General features: G+C 69.5%; 13 protein-coding genes. 2 read left to right on the top strand and 11 right to left on the bottom strand.

Annotated features, from left to right (window positions below):
* Nucleotides 1–278: 278 nt before the first annotated feature.
* Nucleotides 279–1,379 carry a PLL family lectin gene (locus ACZ4Z5_RS10450; RefSeq protein ID WP_468259506.1) on the bottom strand — a complete coding sequence of 367 codons (1,101 nt, stop codon included), beginning with the start codon at nt 1,377–1,379 and terminating at the stop codon, nt 279–281.
* A gap of 127 nt (nt 1,380–1,506) precedes the next feature.
* Here ACZ4Z5_RS10450 and ACZ4Z5_RS10445 point away from each other — a divergent pair, with 127 nt between their 5' ends.
* On the top strand, nt 1,507–1,875 hold the full coding sequence (locus ACZ4Z5_RS10445) for an NTP pyrophosphohydrolase (protein WP_468259503.1): 369 nt from the start codon (nt 1,507–1,509) through the stop codon (nt 1,873–1,875).
* A gap of 164 nt (nt 1,876–2,039) precedes the next feature.
* Here ACZ4Z5_RS10445 and ACZ4Z5_RS10440 read toward each other — a convergent pair whose 3' ends face one another.
* From ACZ4Z5_RS10440 to ngcE, 9 genes are all read right to left on the bottom strand, one after another.
* Nucleotides 2,040–3,551, bottom strand: a complete 1,512-nt coding sequence (locus tag ACZ4Z5_RS10440; RefSeq protein WP_468259501.1) for an amino acid permease — start codon at nt 3,549–3,551, stop codon at nt 2,040–2,042.
* Between the two features lie 182 nt (nt 3,552–3,733).
* Nucleotides 3,734–5,647, bottom strand: coding sequence for a 1-deoxy-D-xylulose-5-phosphate synthase (gene dxs / locus ACZ4Z5_RS10435; RefSeq protein ID WP_468259498.1), 1,914 nt, complete (start codon nt 5,645–5,647; stop codon nt 3,734–3,736).
* A 177-nt stretch (nt 5,648–5,824) separates the two neighbouring features.
* Nucleotides 5,825–7,096: a sugar ABC transporter permease gene (locus tag ACZ4Z5_RS10430; RefSeq protein WP_468259637.1), complete on the bottom strand. Its 1,272-nt coding sequence runs from the start codon at nt 7,094–7,096 to the stop codon at nt 5,825–5,827.
* A 29-nt stretch (nt 7,097–7,125) separates the two neighbouring features.
* Entirely contained in the window at nt 7,126–7,917 is a 792-nt protein-coding gene (locus tag ACZ4Z5_RS10425; RefSeq protein WP_468259496.1) for an ATP-binding cassette domain-containing protein, read from the bottom strand.
* 186 nt (nt 7,918–8,103) lie between these two features.
* On the bottom strand, nt 8,104–9,204 hold the full coding sequence (locus ACZ4Z5_RS10420) for a sugar ABC transporter substrate-binding protein (protein ID WP_468259634.1): 1,101 nt from the start codon (nt 9,202–9,204) through the stop codon (nt 8,104–8,106).
* Nucleotides 9,205–9,336: 132 nt separating this feature from the next.
* Nucleotides 9,337–10,536 carry an ROK family transcriptional regulator gene (locus ACZ4Z5_RS10415; protein WP_468259493.1) on the bottom strand — a complete coding sequence of 400 codons (1,200 nt, stop codon included), beginning with the start codon at nt 10,534–10,536 and terminating at the stop codon, nt 9,337–9,339.
* A 201-nt stretch (nt 10,537–10,737) separates the two neighbouring features.
* Nucleotides 10,738–11,673: a carbohydrate ABC transporter permease gene (locus ACZ4Z5_RS10410; protein WP_468259491.1), complete on the bottom strand. Its 936-nt coding sequence runs from the start codon at nt 11,671–11,673 to the stop codon at nt 10,738–10,740.
* Nucleotides 11,674–11,704: 31 nt separating this feature from the next.
* On the bottom strand, nt 11,705–12,628 hold the full coding sequence (locus ACZ4Z5_RS10405) for a carbohydrate ABC transporter permease (protein WP_468259489.1): 924 nt from the start codon (nt 12,626–12,628) through the stop codon (nt 11,705–11,707).
* Nucleotides 12,629–12,680: 52 nt separating this feature from the next.
* Nucleotides 12,681–14,132, bottom strand: a complete 1,452-nt coding sequence (gene ngcE, locus ACZ4Z5_RS10400; protein WP_468259486.1) for an N-acetylglucosamine/diacetylchitobiose ABC transporter substrate-binding protein — start codon at nt 14,130–14,132, stop codon at nt 12,681–12,683.
* Between the two features lie 477 nt (nt 14,133–14,609).
* On the opposite strand from ngcE, the gene ACZ4Z5_RS10395 reads away from it, so the two are divergent.
* The gene (locus tag ACZ4Z5_RS10395) at nt 14,610–18,446 is read left to right on the top strand and encodes a GH92 family glycosyl hydrolase (RefSeq protein ID WP_468259484.1); all 3,837 of its coding nucleotides are present in this window, start codon (nt 14,610–14,612) and stop codon (nt 18,444–18,446) included.
* A 162-nt stretch (nt 18,447–18,608) separates the two neighbouring features.
* On the opposite strand, the gene acnA is transcribed toward ACZ4Z5_RS10395, so the two are convergent.
* A complete protein-coding gene (acnA, locus tag ACZ4Z5_RS10390) occupies nt 18,609–21,323 on the bottom strand; it encodes an aconitate hydratase AcnA (protein WP_468259481.1) in 2,715 nt (904 codons plus the stop codon).
* Nucleotides 21,324–21,536: the final 213 nt, after the last annotated feature.

Below are 21,536 nucleotides of genomic sequence, written 5' to 3'. Positions count from 1 at the left end.
GACCACTGTCGTTCCGGCGGCGCGTGGTCGGGTCGAGCCGTCGGCAGGAAGAGAGCCCGAGGAAGGGAGCCGGAGGAAGCGAGGGAAAGAGGCGGGAGAGAAGCCAGGGAGAGAGCCACGGGCGGGCGCACCGCGCCACGGCAGCGCAGCCCGGACCATCAGCCCGTTCGGCGGATCGAACCGCCCGTCCAGGTCTCCTCAGGCGCGCCTGGGACGCACATGCCCGGCCCGGGGGCCACGCCCTCCGCAGACGCGCATGGCCCGAGGCCCCCGCTCGCTCAGACGCGCGTCCACGGCCCGAGGGCCACGCCGCCGGTCTCGTCCGTCTGCCGGGCCACGCACAGCGTGCCGTCCGCCGCCAGGGACGCCAGCACCACTCGCCCGTGGGCGTCCACGGCGAGCGCGGGCACCCCCTGGGACGCCTCGCCGGTCGCGGCCCAGACGAGCCCCTGGGCTTCCGTGCCGGTCGGGCAGGAAGCGATCACGGGACGTCCGTCGCGGCCGCGGAAGGCGAGCACCGTGACGTCCTGTTCGCCGATGGCCGTGCGGAGCACGGCGAGCGGCCCGCCGTCCGGGTCCCCTCCGAGGTCCATCGGGTCCTGGCCGGGGCGCAGGGCGTACACACCGGGCTGCTCCCGGTCGCACCAGTAGAACGTGGCTTCGGTGTCCCCGGTGGCGAGCACGGCCGCGGAGAGCGCCCTCGGGGCGCCGGGGACGAGGTCGCCCGGGGTGAACGGCCCGCCCCGCTCGGCCTGTTGCCAGTACCGCAGACCGTCGTCCGCGGGTGCGGCCATCGCGACCGTGCCGGAGGGTCCGCGGCCCGCGGTCATACCGTCCAGCAGGGCGGACGCGCCGTCGAGGCTCTCCCAGCCCTGCCACTTGCCGGTGGTGTCCTGCCGCCGCAGGTGCACGCCGCGGGCGGCGTTGCGCATGAAGACGTGGACGTTCCCGCCGTCGTCGACGGCGACCGCCGGGACGCCGATGCGGTTGCCCTTCTCCGGGGCCTTGTAGGACGTTCCGAGGGAGTGCCAGGGTCCGAGGGGGCGACCGGTCTGGTACTGGATCGCGTGCTTGATGTCCACGCCCTGCTCGGTGCGGGAGTGGACGACGAAGTGCACATAGCCGTCGGGGCCCTGGCCGACCGACAGATGGGTCATGCCGGGCGCCTCGAAGAAGTCCGGGCCGGACCACTCCGGTCCGCCGGGACGGGTCTCCGTCCAGCGCAGCAGCCCGCCGTCGGTGGGGGCGTAGGCGGTGAGCCTGCCCTCCTTGCCGCGCAGCAGCCAGCCGGTGGTGGCGGGACCGCCGGCTCTGCGGGCCGGTGCCGCCGCCTGGCGGGGTGCGACGGAGCGGGTCTTTCGCGCGGACCTCAACGCCATGGCTTCGCCGCCAGCCTTCCTCGCTCCTACGTCACACCTTCCGGTGAGAATAGCATTCTGGCTGGTAGGCGGAGCGGGCGGCGGTCCGCGCCCCGGCTGGTGCGGGACGGGTGCGAGGGTGGGACGTATGGCCTCTTTGGTGATCGTCGACGCGGCGAACGTGGTCGGTTCCGTGCCCGACGGCTGGTGGCGGGACCGCCGGGCCGCGGCCGAACGGCTGCGGGACGCGCTGGTGCCCGTCGCCGAGGAGGGCCTGCCGGGACACCCGGGGCCGACGGACCTGGTTCTGGTCGTCGAGGGTGCCGCCCGCGGCGTGGAGTCCGTGCCGGGGGTCCGGGTGGAGCAGGCGGACGGCAGCGGCGACGACCGGATCGTGGAGCTGGTTCGGGGGGCGGCGGGCCGGTCCGTGGTGGTGGTCACCGCCGACCGGGAGCTACGGCGCCGGGTGGGCGAGCTCGGTGCGCGGACCGTGGGCCCGCGCACCGTCTGGGGCTGAGCCCGTATACCGCGCCGCACGGCGCGCGGTACCGCCGACGGCGGTGTCCCCTCGCAGCACTTCGATCTGGGCGGCCCGTCTCCCGCGGCCCTTCCCCGCTGGAACGGCTCCGCCCCGTGGCCCTGTCGCGCACAGGACCACGGGGCGGAGGAACCGGATCGGCGTCAGAACTCCGCGTCCTTGCCCAGCTTGCCGAGCCGGCTGTGGCCGCGTCCGTACAGGAAGTAGACGATGACGCCGATGACCATCCAGACGGCGAACCGCAGCCAGGTCTCGGTCGGCAGGTTGAGCATGAGCCACACCGAGGCGGCGATGGACAGGATGGGGACCACGGGCACCCACGGGGTGCGGAAGGCCCGGTGCAGGTCGGGCCGGGTGCGGCGGAGGATGATGACGCCGAGTGCCACGAGCACGAAGGCGAAGAGCGTACCGATGTTCACCAGCTCGGCGAGGTTCTCGAGACTGGTGAAGCCCGCGATGATGGCGATCACCCCACCGAGCAGGATGGTCGCCCGGTAGGGGGTGCGGTACTTCGGGTGGGTGATGGAGAAGAAGCGCGGCAGCAGTCCGTCGCGGCTCATCGCGAAGAACACCCGGGTCTGGCCCAGCAGCAGGATCATGCAGACGGTGATGAGGCCGACGATCGCACCCAGACTGATGGCGCCGCTGAAGAACGGCTGCCCGACCGACTTGAACGCGTCGGCGAGCGGGGCGGTCGCCGACATCTGCGTGTAGTACTGCATACCGGTGACCACCAGCGTCACGGCCACGTAGAGCGCCGTACAGACGAACAGGGATCCCAGGATGCCGCGGGGCATGTCCCGCTGGGGGTTCTTGGTCTCCTCCGCCGCGGTGGCGACGACGTCGAAACCGATGAAGGCGAAGAAGACGAGGGAGGCCGCGGTGAAGATGCCCATGATGCCGAAGTTGGTGGGCTGGTAGCCGAAGAGCACCTGGATCAGCGGCGCATGGAGACCACCGCCCCCTTCCTGCGGCTGGGCCGGCGGGATGAACGGCGAGTAGTTGGCCGACTTGATGAAGAACAGGCCCGCGATGATGACCATCAGCACGACCGTGACCTTGACGACGACGACGATCGCGGTGATCCGGGCGGACAGCTTCATGCCGATGACCAGGATCGCGGTCAGCGCCAGGACCAGGAGGAAGGCCAGCAGGTCGAACTGTCCTCCGGCGTCCGGTCCGGACAGCGCGACCGGCATGTCCCAGCCGAGGTTGGTGTTCAGGAGGTGGCGGGCGTACCCGGACCAGCCGACCGCCACCACGGCGGTACCGAGGGCGAACTCCAGGACCAGGTCCCACCCGATGATCCAGGCGGGCAGTTCGCCGATCGCGGCGTACGAGAAGGTGTACGCCGAGCCGGCCACCGGCACGGTGGACGCGAACTCGGCGTAGCAGAGCGCCGCCAGGGCGCAGACGACGCCGGCGGCGACGAAGGAGAGGGATGTGGCGGGCCCGGCGTTGTCCCGGGCCGCGATGCCGGTGAGGACGAAGATGCCCGTACCGATGATCACGCCGACACCGAAGACGGTGAGGTCCCATGCGGTGAGGGACTTCTTCAGTGCGTGCTCGGGCTCCTCGGTGTCGCGGATCGACTGCTCGACCGTCTTGGTGCGGAACACCCCGGAGTCCTGACGGGGCTGTTGCTCTGTGCTCACCGGCGTACCTCCGTGGCCATGGGTGTGTATCCATGGTCGGAGTGCAGGGGGCTGGTCGCGCGCCGAGCGGACGTTTTTCACGCAAACGGCGCCCTTTGCCACATCAGCGACAAAAGCGGACGGGGGCAAAAGCGGACGGGCCGCCCCCGAAGGGTCGGCCCGTCCTGATGGAGCGTTACGGGTCAGTCGCGGGCGGCCTCGGCGGGCTCGTCCTCCAGACCGCCGTCGAGCCGCGCGACCAGACCGGTGACCTGGCGTGCGATGTCCGGCGCGGTCAGCCCGATCTCGGCCATGACCTGCTTGCGGGAGGCGTGGTCGAGGAAGCGCTGCGGGATGCCGAAGTCGCGCAGCGGCAGGTCGACGCCGGCGTCGCGCAGGGCCTGGGAGACCGCCGAGCCGACGCCTCCGCTGCGGCCGTTGTCCTCGACGGTGACGACGACGCGGTGCTGCGCGGCGAGCGGGGCCAGCGCCTCGTCGACCGGTTTCACCCAGCGCGGGTCGACGACGGTCGTCGAGATGCCCTGCTTGTCGAGCAGGTCGGCGATCTCCAGGCACATCGGGGCGAGCGCGCCGACCGAGACCAGCAGCACGTCGGGGGTGTCCGTGCCCGCCTCGCGCAGCACGTCCATGCCGCCGACCCGGCCCACCGCGGGGACGGCCGGTCCGACGACACCCTTGGAGTAGCGCACCACGGTCGGCGCGTCGTCGACCTCGACGGCCTCGCGCAGCTGGGCGCGCAGCTGCTCGGCGTCGCGCGGCGCGGCGAGCCGCAGACCGGGGACGACCTGGAGGATCGACATGTCCCACATGCCGTTGTGGGAGGCGCCGTCGTCGCCGGTGACACCGGCCCGGTCCAGGACGAAGGTGACACCGCACCTGTGCAGCGCCACGTCCATCAGGACCTGGTCGAAGGCGCGGTTGAGGAAGGTCGCGTAGACGGCGAAGACGGGGTGGATACCGCCGGTGGCGAGGCCGGCCGCGGAGACCGCGGCGTGCTGCTCGGCGATGCCGACGTCGTAGACCCGGTCGGGGAAGGCGTCGGCGAACTTCTTCAGGCCGACGGGGTGCAGCATCGCCGCGGTGATCGCGACGATGTCCTTGCGCTCCTTGCCCAGCTTGACCATCTCGTCGGCGAAGACCGAGGTCCAGCTGGCGGCGGCGGTCTTGACCGGCAGGCCGGTGTCGGGGTGGATCGGGCCGATGCCGTGGAAGCGGTCGGCCTCGTCCTGCTCGGCGTGCTTGTACCCGCGGCCCTTCTCGGTCAGGCAGTGCACGATCACCGGACCGCCGAAGCGCTTGGCGCGGCTGAGCGCGGACTCCAGGGCGGAGATGTCGTGGCCGTCGATCGGGCCGACGTACTTCAGGCCGAGGTCCTCGAACATGCCCTGCGGGGCGATGAAGTCCTTCAGGCCCTTCTTGGCGCCGTGCAGTGTCTCGTAGAGCGGCTTCCCGACGACCGGGGTGCGCCCCAGGATGTCCTTGCCGCGGGCGAGGAACCGCTCGTACCCGTCGGTGGTGCGCAGGGTCGCGAGGTGGTCGGCGAGACCGCCGATGGTCGGGCCGTACGACCGCTCGTTGTCGTTGACGACGATGACGAGGGGGCGGTCCTTGGCGGCGGCGATGTTGTTGAGCGCCTCCCAGGCCATTCCGCCGGTGAGGGCGCCGTCACCGATGACCGCGACGACGTGGTCGTCCTTCCTCAGGACCTGGTTGGCCTTGGCGAGGCCGTCGGCCCAGCCGAGGACGGTCGAGGCGTGCGAGTTCTCGATGACGTCGTGGTCGGACTCGGCACGGGAGGGGTAGCCGGACAGACCGCCCTTCGCGCGCAGTGCGGAGAAGTCCTGGCGGCCGGTGAGCAGCTTGTGGACATAGCTCTGGTGGCCGGTGTCGAAGAGGACCTTGTCCTTCGGGGAGTCGAAGACCCGGTGCAGGGCGATGGTCAGCTCGACCACACCGAGGTTCGGCCCCAGGTGCCCGCCGGTCTTGGACACCGCGTCGACGAGGAACGTCCGGATCTCCGCGGCCAGCTGGTCCAGCTGCTCCGGGGTGAGCCCGTCGAGATCGCGCGGTCCCTTGATACGGGTAAGCAGAGCCACCCGTGCCTCCTTGCGTGTGTAGCCGGTCGAGCTTGCCGATTCGGTGAGTCTAGTGTTCCGTCCGCGACCTTGGTCATCGGGCCGTGCGTCGTGCGTCACGCGGATGGCCGATACCTGTGTATGCACGCACGAGTGCCCGGCACCGGTTCCGGTGCCGGGCACTGCTGGTGCGGATCGTTACGCGCGGCCCGCGGTCTTCTGGGTCCTGCGGGTGACCGAGTCGATCACGACGGTGGCGAGCAGCACACCACCGGTGATCATGTACTGGATCGGAGTCGCGATGCCCTGGAGGGACAGTCCGTACTGGATCGAGACGATCACCATGACGCCGAGCAGGGCGTTCCAGGTGCGGCCGCGGCCACCGAAGAGGCTGGTGCCGCCGATGACCGCCGCAGCGATGACGTTCATCAGCAGGTCGCCGGCGCCGGCGCTCTGGTTGGCGGCGGCGATCTTCGACGCCCAGAACAGACCGCCGATGGCGGCGAAGGTGCTGGAGATCGCGAAGACGGAGACCCGGACGGCCGTGACGTTGATACCGGCGCGACGGGAGGCCTCGACGCTGCCGCCGAGCGCGAAGACCTTGCGGCCGTAGGCGGTGCGGCGGAGCACGAAGTCCGTCACGACCAGGATCGCGAGGAAGAGCACCAAGGCCAGCGGCAGACCGCGGTACTGGTTGAACATGTACGCCGCGGCGAACGAGATGGCGCCGAGCACCACCGTGCGCAGCACGATGTCGATCAACGGACGGGACGGGACGCGGGCGGCCTCGCGGCGGCGGTTGTCCAGCACCGAGGACAGGAAGAACAGGACCACGGCGGCGCCGGCCAGCCCGTAGGCGGCGGCGACGTCGCTGAAGTAGTACGTGGTCAGCTTGCCGACCACGCCCTCGCCGTCGATGTTGATCGTGCCCTGCTCGCCGAGCAGCTGGAGCATGAAGCCGAGCCAGAAGAGCAGACCCGCCAGGGTCACCGCGAAGGCGGGTGCGCCGATCTTGGCGAAGAAGAAGCCGTGGATCGAGCCGATGACGGCGCCGCCGGCGATGGAGACGAGGATCGCCAGCCACTCGTTCATGCCCTGGTTGACGGTCAGCACGGCGAGGACCGCGCCGGACACACCGCTGACCGAACCGACCGACAGGTCGATCTCGCCGAGGAGCAGCACGAAGATGATGCCGACGGCCATCATGCCGGTGCCGACCATCGCGACGGAGATGTCACTGAGGTTCTTCGCGGAGAGGAAGTTCGAGTTCAGGCTCTGGAAGATCGCGGCGATCACGATCAGGCCGATGATCACGGGGATCGAGCCCAGGTCGCCGGCGTGCACCTTGCGCTTGAACTCGGAGATGTAGCCGCCGAAGCCCTGTTCGCGGACGAGCAGGCGGGGGTCGACGGCGGTGACCGCGTCGTGGGCGGCCTCCGGGTTCACGACCTGGTGGCCGACGCCCGGCATGGTCTCGGTGGGGTGGGTCTTGTGGTTCCTCACAGCTGGCCCTCCGAGGTGCGTCGCGCCGCACGACGGGTCACGGCGTTGTCCGTGGCGCCGGTGATGGCGGAGATGATCTCTTCCTGCGAGGTGGACTTGACGTCGAAGACCCCGTTGTTCCTGCCGAGCCGCAGCACCGCGACCCGGTCCGCGACTGCCTTGACGTCGGCCATGTTGTGGCTGATGAGGATCACGGCGTGGCCGCGCTCACGCAGCCGCTCGACCAGGTCGAGCACCTGTGCGGTCTGCTCGACGCCGAGGGCCGCGGTCGGCTCGTCGAGGATCACGAGCTTCGGCTCGCCGAGCATCGAACGGGCGATGGCCACGGTCTGCCGCTGGCCGCCGGACAGCGAGGCGATCGGGATCCGGACGCTGGGGATGCGGATCGACAGGGTGGTGAGCAGCTCGCGTGCGCGGCGCTCCATCTCGACCTCGTTGAGGACGCCGCGGCGGCGGATCTCCCGGCCGAGGAACAGGTTGCCGACGACATCGATGTTGTCGCACAGGGCGAGGTCCTGGTAGACCGTCGCGATGCCCAGGTTCTGGGCGTCGTGCGGCTTGCTGATCGAGACCGGGCGGCCTTCCCATTCGATGACGCCTTCATCGATGGGGTGGACACCGGCGATCGTCTTGACCAGCGTCGACTTTCCGGCACCGTTGTCGCCCACCAGGGCGACCACCTCACCGGCGTGGATCTCCAGCTCTACGTCGGTGAGCGCCTGAACAGCACCGAACCGCTTGGAGACACCGCGCAACGCCAACACGGGCGCAGCGGACACGTGAACCATCTCCTTCGCCGCCTGACCGGCGGGGATACCGCGCCGGGGAGAGGGCGCGGAGGGTTGAGCAGGTGGAGGGAGGGAAGCTGCCGTCCGGCGCCCCGCCCGAGCTGCGGGGCTGTTGAGGGGCGGGGCGCCGGCGGGGCTTCGGGTGAGTCCGGGCAGGACTCACATCGGTGACTTGCCCGGCGTTCCTTACTTGATGCCGAGCGAGTCGCAGGCGGCCTTGTACTTGTCGGTGCAGATTTCCTGGACCGTGTAGACGCCGTCCTTGATCACGGTGTCCGCGATGTTCTTCTGGGTCAGCGCGACCACGGGGATCAGCAGGCTGGGGACGCCCTTGGTGGTCGGGCTGTCGACGGTGGTCTTGGCGATACCGGTCAGCTTGTCGCCCCGGGCGAGCGCCACTGCCATGTCGGCGGCGGCAGCGGCCTCCGGCGCGTACGGCTTGTAGACGCTGCTGTACTGCTCACCCGCGACGATACGCTGCACACCGGCGAGCTCGGCGTCCTGACCGGTGACCGGCGGGAGCTTGGCGTAGCCGGCGGCCTTCAGGGCGGTGATGATGCCGCCCGCCATGCCGTCGTTGGCGGAGTACACGCCGATGATCTTGTCCTTGCCAAGGGCCGAGATCGCCGCCTCCATGTTGGTGTTGGCGTTCTCCGGCTTCCATTCCTTGGTGTCGTACTCGCGGCCGACGTTGACCTTGCCGTCGAGCTCGGCGTGCGCGCCCTTCTTGAAGAGGGCGGCGTTCGGGTCGGTGATCGAGCCGTTCATCATCACGATCTGGCCGTCCTTGGCCTTCGCGCCCAGGGCCTCCAGGAGCGACTTGCCCTGGACGTGGCCGACCTCTTCGTTGTCGAAGGAGGTGTAGCCGTCGATCGGGCCCTCGGCGAGACGGTCGAAGGCGACGACCGGGATGCCCTCGTCCTTGGCCTTCTTCACGCTGCCCGCGATCGCCTTGGCGTCGACCGCGTCGATGATCAGCGCGTCGACCTTGTTGGTGATCATGGTGTCGACCTGCTGGCTCTGCAGAGTCGCGTCCTGCTTGGCGTTGGCGTAGACGACCTCGGCCTTGCCGCCGGTGAGCTCCTTGACCCGCTTCTCGATCAGGGGCTTGTCGAACTTCTCGTAGCGGGCGGTCTGGTTCTCCGGCAGGAGCAGACCGATCTTCAGGGCGTCACCCTTGTCGCCACCGGTCTCCTTGGCACCGCCGCCGGCCTCCTTGGCACTGCCACAGGCGGCGAGGGACACGGCCATCGCGGTTGCGGCCACGGCAACGGCGGCACGACGCATTCGCATGTTCACTTCATAACCTCCCTGACGAGGCCGCGTCGCTGCGGCCGAGGTGGCTGTGAGTCAACTCGGCCGCAACGCCACCGTCAAGGAGTAAATCCTTAACGAGATGACAACGGTGCCATCCGTTTTCTAAGTGAAGGCAGGCGTGGCGGCCGACCGAGATGAGTCAAGCAGGGTCGAATCACCCATTTCGCTGAGTACGAGCGCCAGCGCGCCCAGCACCTCCGCCCGGCTGCCCAGCGCCCCGGGAAGCACCGACAGTTGACGGGCGGCGCTCGGGATGGCGTAGCGGGCCACCGAGTCCCGTATCGGTCCGAGGACCAGCTCCCCGGCCTCCGCCAGATCCCCGCCGAGTACCACCCGGCTGGGATTCAGCAGATTGCAGAGGTTGGCGACACCGCTGCCCACGTGCCGCCCCACGTCCGCGATCACCCGGCGGCAGCCCGGGTCGCCCTCGCGGGCCAGCTGCACCACCCGCTCCATCGTGAGATCCGGCCCGTGACCGGGCTGGAGCAACGGCAGCACGTACCGCGCCGCGGCGAAGGTCTCCAGGCAGCCGCGGTTGCCGCAGCGGCACACGGGGCCCGACTCGTCCAGGGTGATGTGCCCGATCTCGCCGGCGGTGCCGCCCGGGCCGCGGTAGATCTGGCCGTCGATCACCAGGCCGGCACCGACGCCGCTCGCCACCTTGATGTAGGCCAGGTCCCGGACGCCCCGGCCGCCGCCCCAGACCAGCTCCCCCAGGGCGCCGAGGTTGGCGTCGTTGTCCACGTACACCGGCACGCCCAGCCGGCCGGACAGTTCCTCGCGCGGGTTGATGCCGGTCCAGCCCGGCAGGATCGAGGTGGAGCCGAGCGTGCCGGACTCCACGTCGATGGGCCCGGGCACGCCGAGACCGACGCCGACGACCTTGTCCCGGCTGATCCCGCTGGCTTCGATCAGCCGTGTGACCAGCACTTCCGCCCGGTCGAAGCCCTCCTTGGAGGAGGCGTCGACATCGAGCGGCTCGGACTCCTCGGCGAGCACCTGGTGGGCCAGGTTGCCGACGGCGACCCTCAGGTGGGTGTGCCCGAAGTCGACGCCGATGACGATGCCCGCGGAGCCGCTGAGCGAGACGCTGCGGGCCCGTCGCCCGCCCGCCGAGGTGGGCGTGACCTCGACCGTCCCCCCGTCCTTGAGCTCGCGCACGATGTTGGAGACGGTCGCTGCGGAGAGGCCGGTGGTCCGGGCGATCTCCGCCTGGGTGAGCGAGCCCGCCATGCGCACCGCCCGCACGACCCGTTCCAGATTGGCCCGGTGCAACGACGTCTGCGACCCCGGAGTCTCCATCGACTCACCACTCCTGCCTTTTCTCCAACATGTGAACTCTAAGCTCAGCGTTCTGGGCTGTTCCCCGTCAAGAGCTTGAGCAACTCCCGGCAATGGGACAAACCACACATAAAACTAATCCCGCCCGGTGAGTACCGGGCGGGTGCCGTGGAAAAGGCGGTTCCGAAGGCCGTCCGGCGGTCGGCCCCTACGTCATCCGTCCTATTTGACGGCTCCGGCGGTGAGTCCTGCCTGGACCTGACGCTGGAAGGCGACGTAGACGACCAGCACCGGGAGCACGGCGATCATCATGCCCGCCATCAGCGCGCCCCAGTCGTTCTCGTAGCCCTGCTGGAGGGCGATCATGGCCAGGCCCTGGGTCAGCACATACCGGTCCTCGTCCTGGTTGAGCACCATCGGCAGCAGGTACTGGTTCCACTGACCGAGGAAGTTGAAGATCCCGACGCTGATCAGCCCGGGCCGGGCCATCGGTAGCATCACCTGGAAGAACGTCCGGGTGTGCGAGGCCCCGTCGATCATCGCGGCCTCGGCCACCGACGTCGGCAGGGTCCGGAAGAAGGCCGTCAGGAAGAAGACCGTGAACGGCAGCGAGTAGGCGATGTAGACGAGGACCAGCCCGTGGTGCGTCGCCAGCAGCGAGCTCCCGGGGAAGTCCCTGAGCACGAAGAACAGCGGGATGACCAGCATGAACACCGGGAAGGACATCCCGGCGACGAAGAGGTGGTGGATCAGCCGGTTCCCGGGGAACGTGAAGCGCGCCAGGACGTAGGCCGCCATCGCCCCGAGCACCATCGTGCCGGTGAGCGAGCCTCCGACCACGATCGCCGTGTTGAGGAAGTACCGGCCCATGTTCGCCTTGTTCCAGGCGTTGGACCAGTTCTCCCAGTGGAGCACGGACGGCGGCGACCAGGGCGAGCCGAGGATGTCCCCGCTGGTCTTGAAGGAACTCCACAACACCCAGAGCAGCGGTACGCCCACCATCAGCGCCCACAGCACGAGGATGCCGTGCGAGAAGACGTTCAGCACGCCGCCGCTGCCCGCGGCCGCGGCGGCCTTCGCGCGGGCCGTCCTGCCGGGTGCCCGCCGGCCGTCCGGGACGGCGCCCTCCTTGGTCACCGCGTCGGTGCGGGTCGTCATCCGTCCCCCTGGGATTCGGTCCGTCCGGAAGCTAGAACTCGATCCGCTCACGGCGCGCGAAGCGCAGCGTGAGCACCGCGAACGTCATGGTGACCACGAGCATCGCGACGCCCATCGCGGAGGCGTAGCCGAACTGGCTGTCACGGAAGGCGGTCTGATAGAGCCTCAGCGGCATGACGTCGGTGGCTCCGTCGGGGCCGCCCATGTTCACCGACATGATCTGGACGAGCGCGAACGCGTCCAGGGCGATGATCCCCATGTACACCCAGCCGGTCTGGACGGTGTCCCACAGCAGCGGCAGGGTGATCCGCGAGAAGGTGTGGAACCGGCCCGCGCCGTCGAGCAGCGCCGCCTCGTAGATCTCGCGGGGGACCGACGCCATGGCCGCGGAGAAGAGCACCACGTAGAAGCCGACGTGCGACCAGACCATGACGGCGCTGATACAGGCCAGGGCGAGGTCCTTCTCGCCCAGCCAGGAGTTCTGGAGGGCGTCGAGGCCGATCGCGCCGAGCAGCGAGTTGAGCATCCCGTCTTCGGGGTCTGGGTTGTAGATGTTCCACCAGATCACCGCGATGACCGTGACGGAGACGACCTGCGGGAAGAAGAAGACCAGCTTGTAGAGGCGGGAGCCGGCCACGCCGGTGACGGCCTCGTTCCTCCGGCGCCGGCCGCCGATGTTGAGCAGGGAGGCGAAGAGGAGGCCGAGGCCGAGGGTGACCGCGGGGACCGCGGCCAGCATGTAGACGTTGTGGCGCAGGGCGTTCCAGAAGTCCTCGCTGCTCCAGAGCTTCCGGAAGTTGTCCAGGCCGACGAAGCGCGCGGTGCCCACCAGACCCGACCAGTCCGTCATGGCGATCTGGAAGGCCTGGACGAACGGCGAGATCACGAAGATCCCGTAGACCAGGAGGGGCAGGGCCAGGAAGCCCACGATGAATCGGTACTTGCCGTGTTCCATGGTGCTTCGCGGCCTTCCCCTCGTCGGTCCAAACGGCCCGGTCGGACCGGCGTCAGGCGGAGCGCTTGAACTTCTGCACGGCGTCGTCCCCGGCGACCGCGTCGGCGTACTCCTGGGTCTTCCTGATCCAGTCCGCGGCCTTGAGGTCACCGGTGAGCAGCTGGCTGGTGAGGCCGCCGATCTTGTCGTCGGTCAGTGCGGGGTACCACTCCTGGAGCTGAATGCTGATCAGGTTGTCGCCGGCCGCCTTGAAGGCCTTGCTGGCGGACGCGAGCCCCGGTGACAGGGTCATGCCCTCCGTGGCGTCCACCACGCAGGTCAGCGACTTGACCTTGGTGGCGAAGTTCTGCGCGTGCTTCCTGGAGAGCATGATGCGCAGCAACTCCATGCCGCCGGCCGGGTTCCTACCCATCCTCGGGACGATGTACGGCTCACTCGGCTCGGCGCGCAGGCTGCCCGCCGGCATGCCGTCGTCCGGGCCGCCGCCGAAGAGCGCGCCGACGGCCATACCGAAATCGGCGGGGGTGGTGGGCCCGGCCTCGTTCTCGACCCAGGAGCCGTTGGGGATGAAGACGGCCTTGCCCTTGGTCCACGCCGTCTGGGACTGGATGTGGGTCAGGCCCTGGCTCCCTTCGAGGAAGAAGCCCTTGGCGGCCAGCTCCTCGTAGTGCCCGACGACCTGCGCCACGGCGTCGTTGGAGAGCCAGGCGCGCGGCTCCAGGTTGTCGATGGCGATCCACTTCTCCATCCCGCCGATCTTGGCGATCTGGGCGAAGAGGTTGAAGTGGACGTAGTAGGGATACTTGCCGGGGTACGTCCAGGGAGCGATGCCCGCCTTCTTGATCGCGCCGCAGAGCGCGACCATCTCGTCGAGGGTCTTCGGGTACGCCCAGCCCCTGGACTCGAGCAGCTTCTGCGAGTACCAGGAGCCGTAGACCGTGAAGGCGTAGTACAGCACGTCGACGACGTCGCCGTGCCGCCCCTTCTCGATGGTGCTGGGATGGATGGTGTCGCGGACCTTCCTGGCGGGATCGTCGAGGGACGCCGCGTCGAGGAGCGGGGCCAGGTCCTGGAGCTGCTTCTGGCTGGACAGCTTGTTCATGTCCAGGTGGTCGGCACCGGAGTTGTCGATGACGTCGGGCGGATTGCCGCCGGCGAAGCGCGGCGTCAGCTTGGGGCCGACCTGCTGCGTCCCGGTGTGCTTCACCTCGGCGCCGTAGGTCGCCCGGTAGTCCGCCTCGGCGTCCTTGGCGTACTGGTCGCCGAGTCCGCCCTTGAAGATGAACGCCTCCAGCGGGGCGCCCTCCTTCACTCCGAGCGGGTTCTTCGGGGACGTCTTGCCGCCGGGAGCCTTGCCGGCCTTGTCGTCGCCGCCCCCGCCGCCCGTGGCGCAGGCGGACAGGAGGCTCATCGTCGGTACGGTGATCAGGCCGAGCGCCGCGGAGCGTTTGATCAGGTCGCGGCGGCCGAGGCCCTCAGGGTCGTGGACGGAGATGGATCCCATGCGCAAGTCCTCGCCTTCTCCAGGACTGGGGCGGTGACCGGTCGCCCGTACGGACTCGCCCGTGGGCGAAGGGCCCCGCCACCGCGGTCGGTGAAGCTGGGTCGTGCACGGTCTCGACGGGAGCGCAGGACGGCGCGGTGCAGGCCGGCTGAGGATCCGAGCCGTCCCCGTCCCCCGGTCCGCGACCGATGGTTCCGGCACCACGGACCCCGACAGGTATAGTCCTGTCCCCGCCGACTGAGCAAGATCGGGCGCAGGGTTGAACGCCAGACTTTCCCGAGTCGAGACCTCGCCGAAACCTCACTTCGAAAACCTCCGGACACCCCTGGGGCCGGAGGGCGAACGTCCGGCCGCACTGCCGGAATCATCCTTCCCCCCACCCAACGCCCTTGACACCACTGGGCACTTGACCCACTACTGGTCCTGCGTTCTCGTTGACAACGTTGTCCATCCGCGTTCTTCGGAGGAACATCCGGAATGCTGCGCAGATCACGGCCCAGACACGCACCGGTCCTCGCCCTCGTGGCGCTCGCCTGCACACTCGTCGTCACCTCCCAGGGGGCCGCCGTCGCGCAGCCCGCCCGGCCCGCCGCCCCCGCCCGCGCGTTCGCCTCGTCCCTCGAGGCGGGCCAGCCGCAGCCGGACTGGCGCAGCACCGTCGACACCGCGCCCGACGGGACGAAACGGTCCGCCGGCGTCGACGGCGGCTTCACCAGCGGAATCCCGGGCAATGTCACCGACCGGGTCACCGACGTCCGGGCGAGCGCCGAGAACACCGGGGCGGGCGAGGTCAAGGAGAACCTGGTCGACGGACAGCCGAGCACCAAATGGCTGGCCTTCGAGAAGACGGCGTGGCTGGAGTTCGACCTCGACGAACCGGTCAAGGTCGTGACGTACGCACTGACTTCGGCGAACGACGCCGCGTCGCGCGACCCGCGGAACTGGACGCTCAAGGGGTCCGCGGACGGCCGGGAGTGGACGGCCCTGGACACCCGGGAGGGCGAGACCTTCCCGGAGCGCCTCGGCACCAGGACGTACGGCTTCAGCACCGGCACGGCGTACCGGCACTTCCGGCTGGAGATCACGGCGAACAACGGCGCCGGCCTCACCCAGCTCGCCGACGTCCAGTTCTCCGACGGGGACACCACCCGGCCCGTGCCCGAGGACATGCTGGTCGTGCCGGACCGCGGCCCGGGCGGCTCCCCGACCGCCAAGGCCAACGCCGGTTTCACCGGCGTACGGGCACTGCGCTACGCGGGCAACCACACGGCGGACGGCCGCGGTTACTCGTACAACAAGGTGTTCGACGTGGACACGGCCGTCACCCGGGACACCGTGCTGTCGTACCGGATCTTCCCGTCCATGCCGGAGACCGACCTGAGGTACCCGGCCACCCGGGTGGCGGTCGACCTCGTGTTCGCCGACGGAACGCTGCTGAGCGATCTGGGCGCCCGGGACACCCACGGGGGCCGGCTCTCCCCCCAGGGGCAGGGCGAGGCGCGGACGCTGTACGTCAACCAGTGGAACGAGGTGTCGGCGCGGATCGGCACGGTCGCGGCGGGCCGGACCGTCGACCGGATCCTGGTGGCCTACGACGCTCCCGACGGCCCGGCGAAGTTCCAGGGCTGGATCGACGACATCCGGCTCGCGCCGACGCCCCCGGAGAAGCCCCTCGCCCGTCTCTCGGACTACGTCTCGACCACCCGTGGCACCAACTCCAGCGGATCGTTCTCGCGCGGCAACACCTTCCCCGCGACGGCCGTGCCGCACGGCTTCAACTTCTGGACGCCGGTGACCAACGCCTCGTCGAAGAGCTGGGTCTACGAGTACGCCCGCGCCAACAACGCGGCCAACCTGCCCACGCTCCAGGCGTTCGGCGCCAGTCACGAGCCCAGCCCCTGGATGGGTGACCGGCAGACCTTCCAGCTGATGCCGTCCGCCGCGGCGGGCACGCCCGACGCGTCACGCTCCGAGCGGGCCCTGCCATTCCGGCACGACCAGGAGACCGCGAAGGCCCACTACTACGGCGTGACGTTCGAGAACGGCCTGAAGGCCGAGATCGCGCCCGCCGACCACGCGGCGATCATGCGTTTCCGGTTCCCCGGCGACGACGCGAGCGTCGTCTTCGACAACATCTCCAACGAAGGCGGGCTCACCCTTGATCCCTCCGCCTCCGCCTTCACCGGCTACTCGGACGTGAAGAGCGGTCTGTCGACCGGCGCCACCCGGATGTTCGTGTACGGCGTCTTCGACGCGCCCGTCACCGCGAGCGGCCCGCTGACCGGCGGCGGGGGCAAGGACGTCGCCGGCTACATGCGGTTCGCGCCGGGCGCCGGCCGTACGGTCACCCTTCGCATCGCGACCTCGCTCATCGGCATCGACCAGGCGAAGAAGAACCTCGCCGACGAGATCCCGCCGTCCGCGACCTTCGAACAGATCAGGAACCGCGCCCAGCGGGCCTGGGACGACCTGCTCGGGCGGGTCGAGGTCGAGGGCGCGAACCACGACCAGCTGACCACGCTCTATTCCAGCCTCTACCGGCTGTACCTGTACCCCAACTCCGGTTTCGAGAACACCGGCACCGCGGCGCGGCCGCGCCTGCGGTACGCCAGCCCGTTCTCGCCGCAGACCGGCCCGGACACCCCCACCCACACCGGCGCCAAGATCGTCGACGGCACCGTCTACGTCAACAACGGCTTCTGGGACACCTACCGCACGGCCTGGCCCGCCTATTCCTTCCTCACCCCGGAGCGGGCCGGGCGGCTCGTCGACGGCTTCGTCCAGCAGTACAAGGACGGCGGCTGGATCTCCCGCTGGTCCTCGCCCGGCTACGCCGACCTGATGACCGGCACCAGCTCCGACGTCGCCTTCGCCGACGCCTACGTCAAGGGCGTGCGGTTCGACGCCGAAGCCGCGTACGAAGCGGCCCTGAAGAACGCGACGGTCGCCCCGCCGCACTCCGGAGTGGGCCGCAAGGGCATGGAGACCTCGCCGTTCGCCGGCTACGCGAACACCGCGACCCATGAGGGACTGTCATGGTCCCTGGAGGGATACCTCAACGACTACGGCCTCGCGAAGATGGGCGAGGCCCTGCACCGGAGGACCGGCAAGCAGCGCTACAAGGAGGAGGCGGACTACTTCCTCAACCGCGCCCGCAACTACGTCAGGCTCTTCGACCAGCGGGCAGGCTTCTTCCAGGGCCGCGACCCCAAGGGTGTCTGGCGGGTGCCGTCCGACAGCTACGACCCCCGCGTCTGGGGCTATGACTACACCGAGACCAACGGCTGGGGCTATGCGTTCAGCGCCGTCCAGGACAGCCGCGGCCTCGCCAACCTCTACGGCGGGCGGGAAGGCCTCGCCAGGAAACTCGACACCTACTTCTCCACCCCGGAGACCGCGTCGGCGGAGTTCGTCGGCTCGTACGGCGGCGTCATCCACGAGATGACCGAGGCCCGTGACGTCCGGATGGGCATGTACGGGCACAGCAACCAGGTCGCCCACCACGCCGCCTACATGTACGACGCGGCCGGGCAGCCCTGGAAGACCCAGGAGAAGGTCCGCGAGGTGCTGCGCCGGCTCTACACCGGCAGCGCCATCGGCCAGGGCTACCACGGAGACGAGGACAACGGCGAGCAGTCCGCCTGGTACCTCTTCAGCGCGCTCGGCTTCTACCCGCTGGTGATGGGCAGCGGCGAATACGCCATCGGCTCACCGCTCTTCACCAAGGCCACCGTGCACCTGGAGAACGGCCGGGACCTGGTGGTGAAGGCCCCGCGCAACAGTGCCCGGAACATCTACGTCCAAGGCGTGAAGGTCGACGGCAGGCGCTGGAACTCCACCGCGCTGCCGCACGCCCTGCTCGCCCGGGGAGGCACGCTCGAATTCACGATGGGACCGCGTCCCTCGGCGTGGGGCACGGGCCGGGACGCCGGTCCCGTCTCCATCACCCGGGACGACGAGGTCCCGGCACCGGCCGGGGACCGTATCGAGGGCACCGGTCCGCTGTTCGACGACTCCTCGGCGACATCGGGTTCCTTCACCTCGGTGGACCTGCCGGTCCCGTCCGCGACCCGTGCGGTCCGGTACACGCTCACCTCGTCGGCGCGGGACAGGGCACCGACGGGCTGGGTGCTCCAGGGCTCGCACGACGGGGCCGCGTGGACCGATGTGGACGAACGGTCCGGCGAGGCGTTCACCTGGGACCGGCAGACCCGGGTCTTCACGGTCGCGCGTCCGGGGGCGTACGAGCGGTACCGGCTGGTGACGGCCACCGGTGCGCCGGTGGTGCTGGCGGAGACCGAACTGCTCGCGTAGCGGTCGGCGCGTGCTGGCGTCCCGGCGTACGGCGTCCCGCCCCAGCCGGATGGGCCGGAAGTGCCGACCCGGCGCGCGCGGAAAGGCCGGCGCAGATGGAAGGGCCGGCGCATGCGGAAGGGCCGCACCCGAGCAGTGCGGCCCTTCGCCAAGGCGCAGGCCTTACTTGCGGATCAGGCTCCGCAGCACGAACTGCATGATGCCGCCGTTGCGGTAGTAGTCCGCCTCACCGGGGGTGTCGATACGGACGACCGCGTCGAACTCGACGCCCGTGTCGGTGGTGACCTTCATGGTGCGCGGCGTGGTGCCCTCGTTGAGCTCGGTCACGCCGGAGATGGAGAAGGTCTCCTCGCCGGTCAGGCCGAGGGACTCCGCCGAGGCGCCCTCCGGGAACTGCAGGGGCAGGACGCCCATGCCGATGAGGTTCGAGCGGTGGATGCGCTCGTAGGACTCGGCGACGACGGCCTTGACGCCGAGCAGCGCGGTGCCCTTCGCCGCCCAGTCGCGGGACGAACCGGAGCCGTACTCCTTGCCGGCCAGGACGACCAGCGGGATGCCCTGCTCGATGTAGTTGCGGGAGGCGTCGTAGATGAAGGAGACCGGGCCGCCCTCCTGCGTGAAGTCACGCGTGTAGCCGCCCTCGGTGCCCGGCGCGATCTGGTTGCGCAGGCGGATGTTGGCGAACGTACCGCGGATCATGACCTCGTGGTTGCCGCGGCGCGAGCCGTAGCTGTTGAAGTCGCGGCGCTCGACGCCGTGCTCCGTGAGGTACTTGCCGGCCGGGGTGTCGGCCTTGATCGCGCCGGCCGGGGAGATGTGGTCGGTGGTGACCGAGTCGCCCAGCTTGGCGAGGACGCGGGCGCCCTCGATGTCGCTGACCGGGGCCGGGTCCATCGTCATGCCCTCGAAGTACGGGGGCTTGCGGACGTAGGTGGACTGCGGGTCCCACTCGAAGGTGTTGCCGGTCGGGATCGGCAGCGCCTGCCACTGGGCGTCGCCGGCGAAGACGTCCCGGTAGGACGAGGAGAACATGTCCTGGCCGATCGCGGCGGCGACGACCTCGTTGACCTCGGCCTCGGAGGGCCAGATGTCCTTCAGGAACACCGGGTTGCCGTCGGTGTCGGTGCCGATGGCGTCACGGGTGATGTCGACCTTCATGGAGCCCGCGATGGCGTACGCGACGACCAGCGGCGGGGACGCCAGGTAGTTCATCTTGACGTCGGGGTTGATCCGGCCCTCGAAGTTACGGTTGCCGGACAGCACCGAGGTGACGGCCAGGTCGTGCTCGTTGACGGCCTTGGAGACCTCCTCCGGCAGCGGGCCGGAGTTGCCGATGCAGGTGGTGCAGCCGTAGCCGACCAGGTTGAAGCCCAGCTTGTCGAGGTACGGGGTGAGGCCGGCACGGTCGTAGTAGTCCATGACGACCTTGGAGCCCGGGGCGAGCGTGGTCTTGACCCACGGCTTGCGGGACAGGCCCTTCTCGACCGCCTTCTTGGCCACCAGCGCGGCGGCGACCATGACGTACGGGTTCGAGGTGTTGGTGCAGGAGGTGATCGCGGCGACGGTGACGGCGCCGTGGTCGATCTCGTAGCTGGTGCCGTCGGGGGCGGTGACCAGGGTCGGGCGGGTCGGCACGCCGTTGTGGACGGCCGGGGCGTCGGAGGCCGGGAAGGACTCCTTGCCCGCCTCGTCGCTGTCGTCGACGTAGTTGCGGACGTCCTGGGCGAACTGCTCGGCGGCGTTCGCGAGGACGATGCGGTCCTGCGGGCGCTTCGGGCCGGCGATCGACGGCACGACGGTGGAGAGGTCGAGCTCCAGCTTCTCGGAGAAGTCGGGCTCGGCGGCCGGGTCCAGCCAGAGGCCCTGCTCCTTGGCGTACGCCTCGACGAGGGCGACCTGCTGCTCGGAGCGGCCGGTCAGGCGCAGGTAGTTCAGGGTCTCGCCGTCGATCGGGAAGATCGCGGCGGTGGAGCCGAACTCCGGCGACATGTTGCCGATGGTGGCGCGGTTCGCGAGGGAGGTGGCGGCGACGCCCTCGCCGTAGAACTCGACGAACTTGCCGACGACACCGTGCTTGCGGAGCATCTCGGTGATGGTCAGCACCAGGTCGGTGGCGGTGGTGCCGGTGGGCAGCTCGCCGGTCAGCTTGAAGCCGACGACGCGCGGGATCAGCATGGAGACCGGCTGGCCGAGCATGGCGGCCTCGGCCTCGATGCCGCCGACGCCCCAGCCCAGTACGCCGAGGCCGTTGACCATGGTGGTGTGCGAGTCGGTGCCGACGAGCGTGTCGGGGTACGCCTGGCCGTTGCGGACCATGACGGTACGGGCCAGGTGCTCGATGTTCACCTGGTGCACGATGCCGGTGCCGGGCGGGACGACCTTGAACTCGTCGAAGGCGGTCTGGCCCCAGCGCAGGAACTGGTAGCGCTCCTTGTTGCGGCCGTACTCCAGCTCCACGTTCTGCGCGAAGGAGTCCGGGGTGCCGAACTTGTCGGCGATGACGGAGTGGTCGATGACCAGCTCGGCGGGGGCCAGCGGGTTGATCTTCGCCGGGTCGCCGCCGAGCTCCTTGACGGCCTCACGCATCGTGGCGAGGTCCACGACACAGGGCACACCGGTGAAGTCCTGCATGATCACGCGGGCCGGCGTGAACTGGATCTCCTGGCTCGGCTGCGCCTGGGAGTCCCAGTCGCCGAGCGCGCGGATGTGGTCGGCGGTGATGTTGGCGCCGTCCTCGGTACGGAGCAGGTTCTCCAGCAGCACCTTCAGGCTGTACGGGAGGCGGGCCGAGCCCTCCACCTTGTCCAGCCGGAAGATCTCGTACGACTCGTCGCCCACGCGCAGCGTGCTGCGGGCGTCGAAGCTGTTCGCCGACACGATGGTCTCCTTCATCAATGTGCGCGTTCTCTCAGCATCCTGCCGCCAGGACGTGTCGCCGATCCGCTAAGGTAAGGCTTAGTTAGGTCACCCTTACCCCGGTGGGCGGCTGCGGTGCGCCTTCCGACAGATATCTCGATGTCGAGATAACTCTAGTACATCAATCCACCATGCACCGAGGCATGTCCCCGGAGCATCCGGAACGGCGTTCGA

The organism is Streptomyces sp. NPDC030222 (assembly GCF_055573115.1).
The sequence above is the reverse complement of the archived record's forward strand: the minus strand, read 5'-3'. Positions and strand labels throughout refer to the sequence as shown.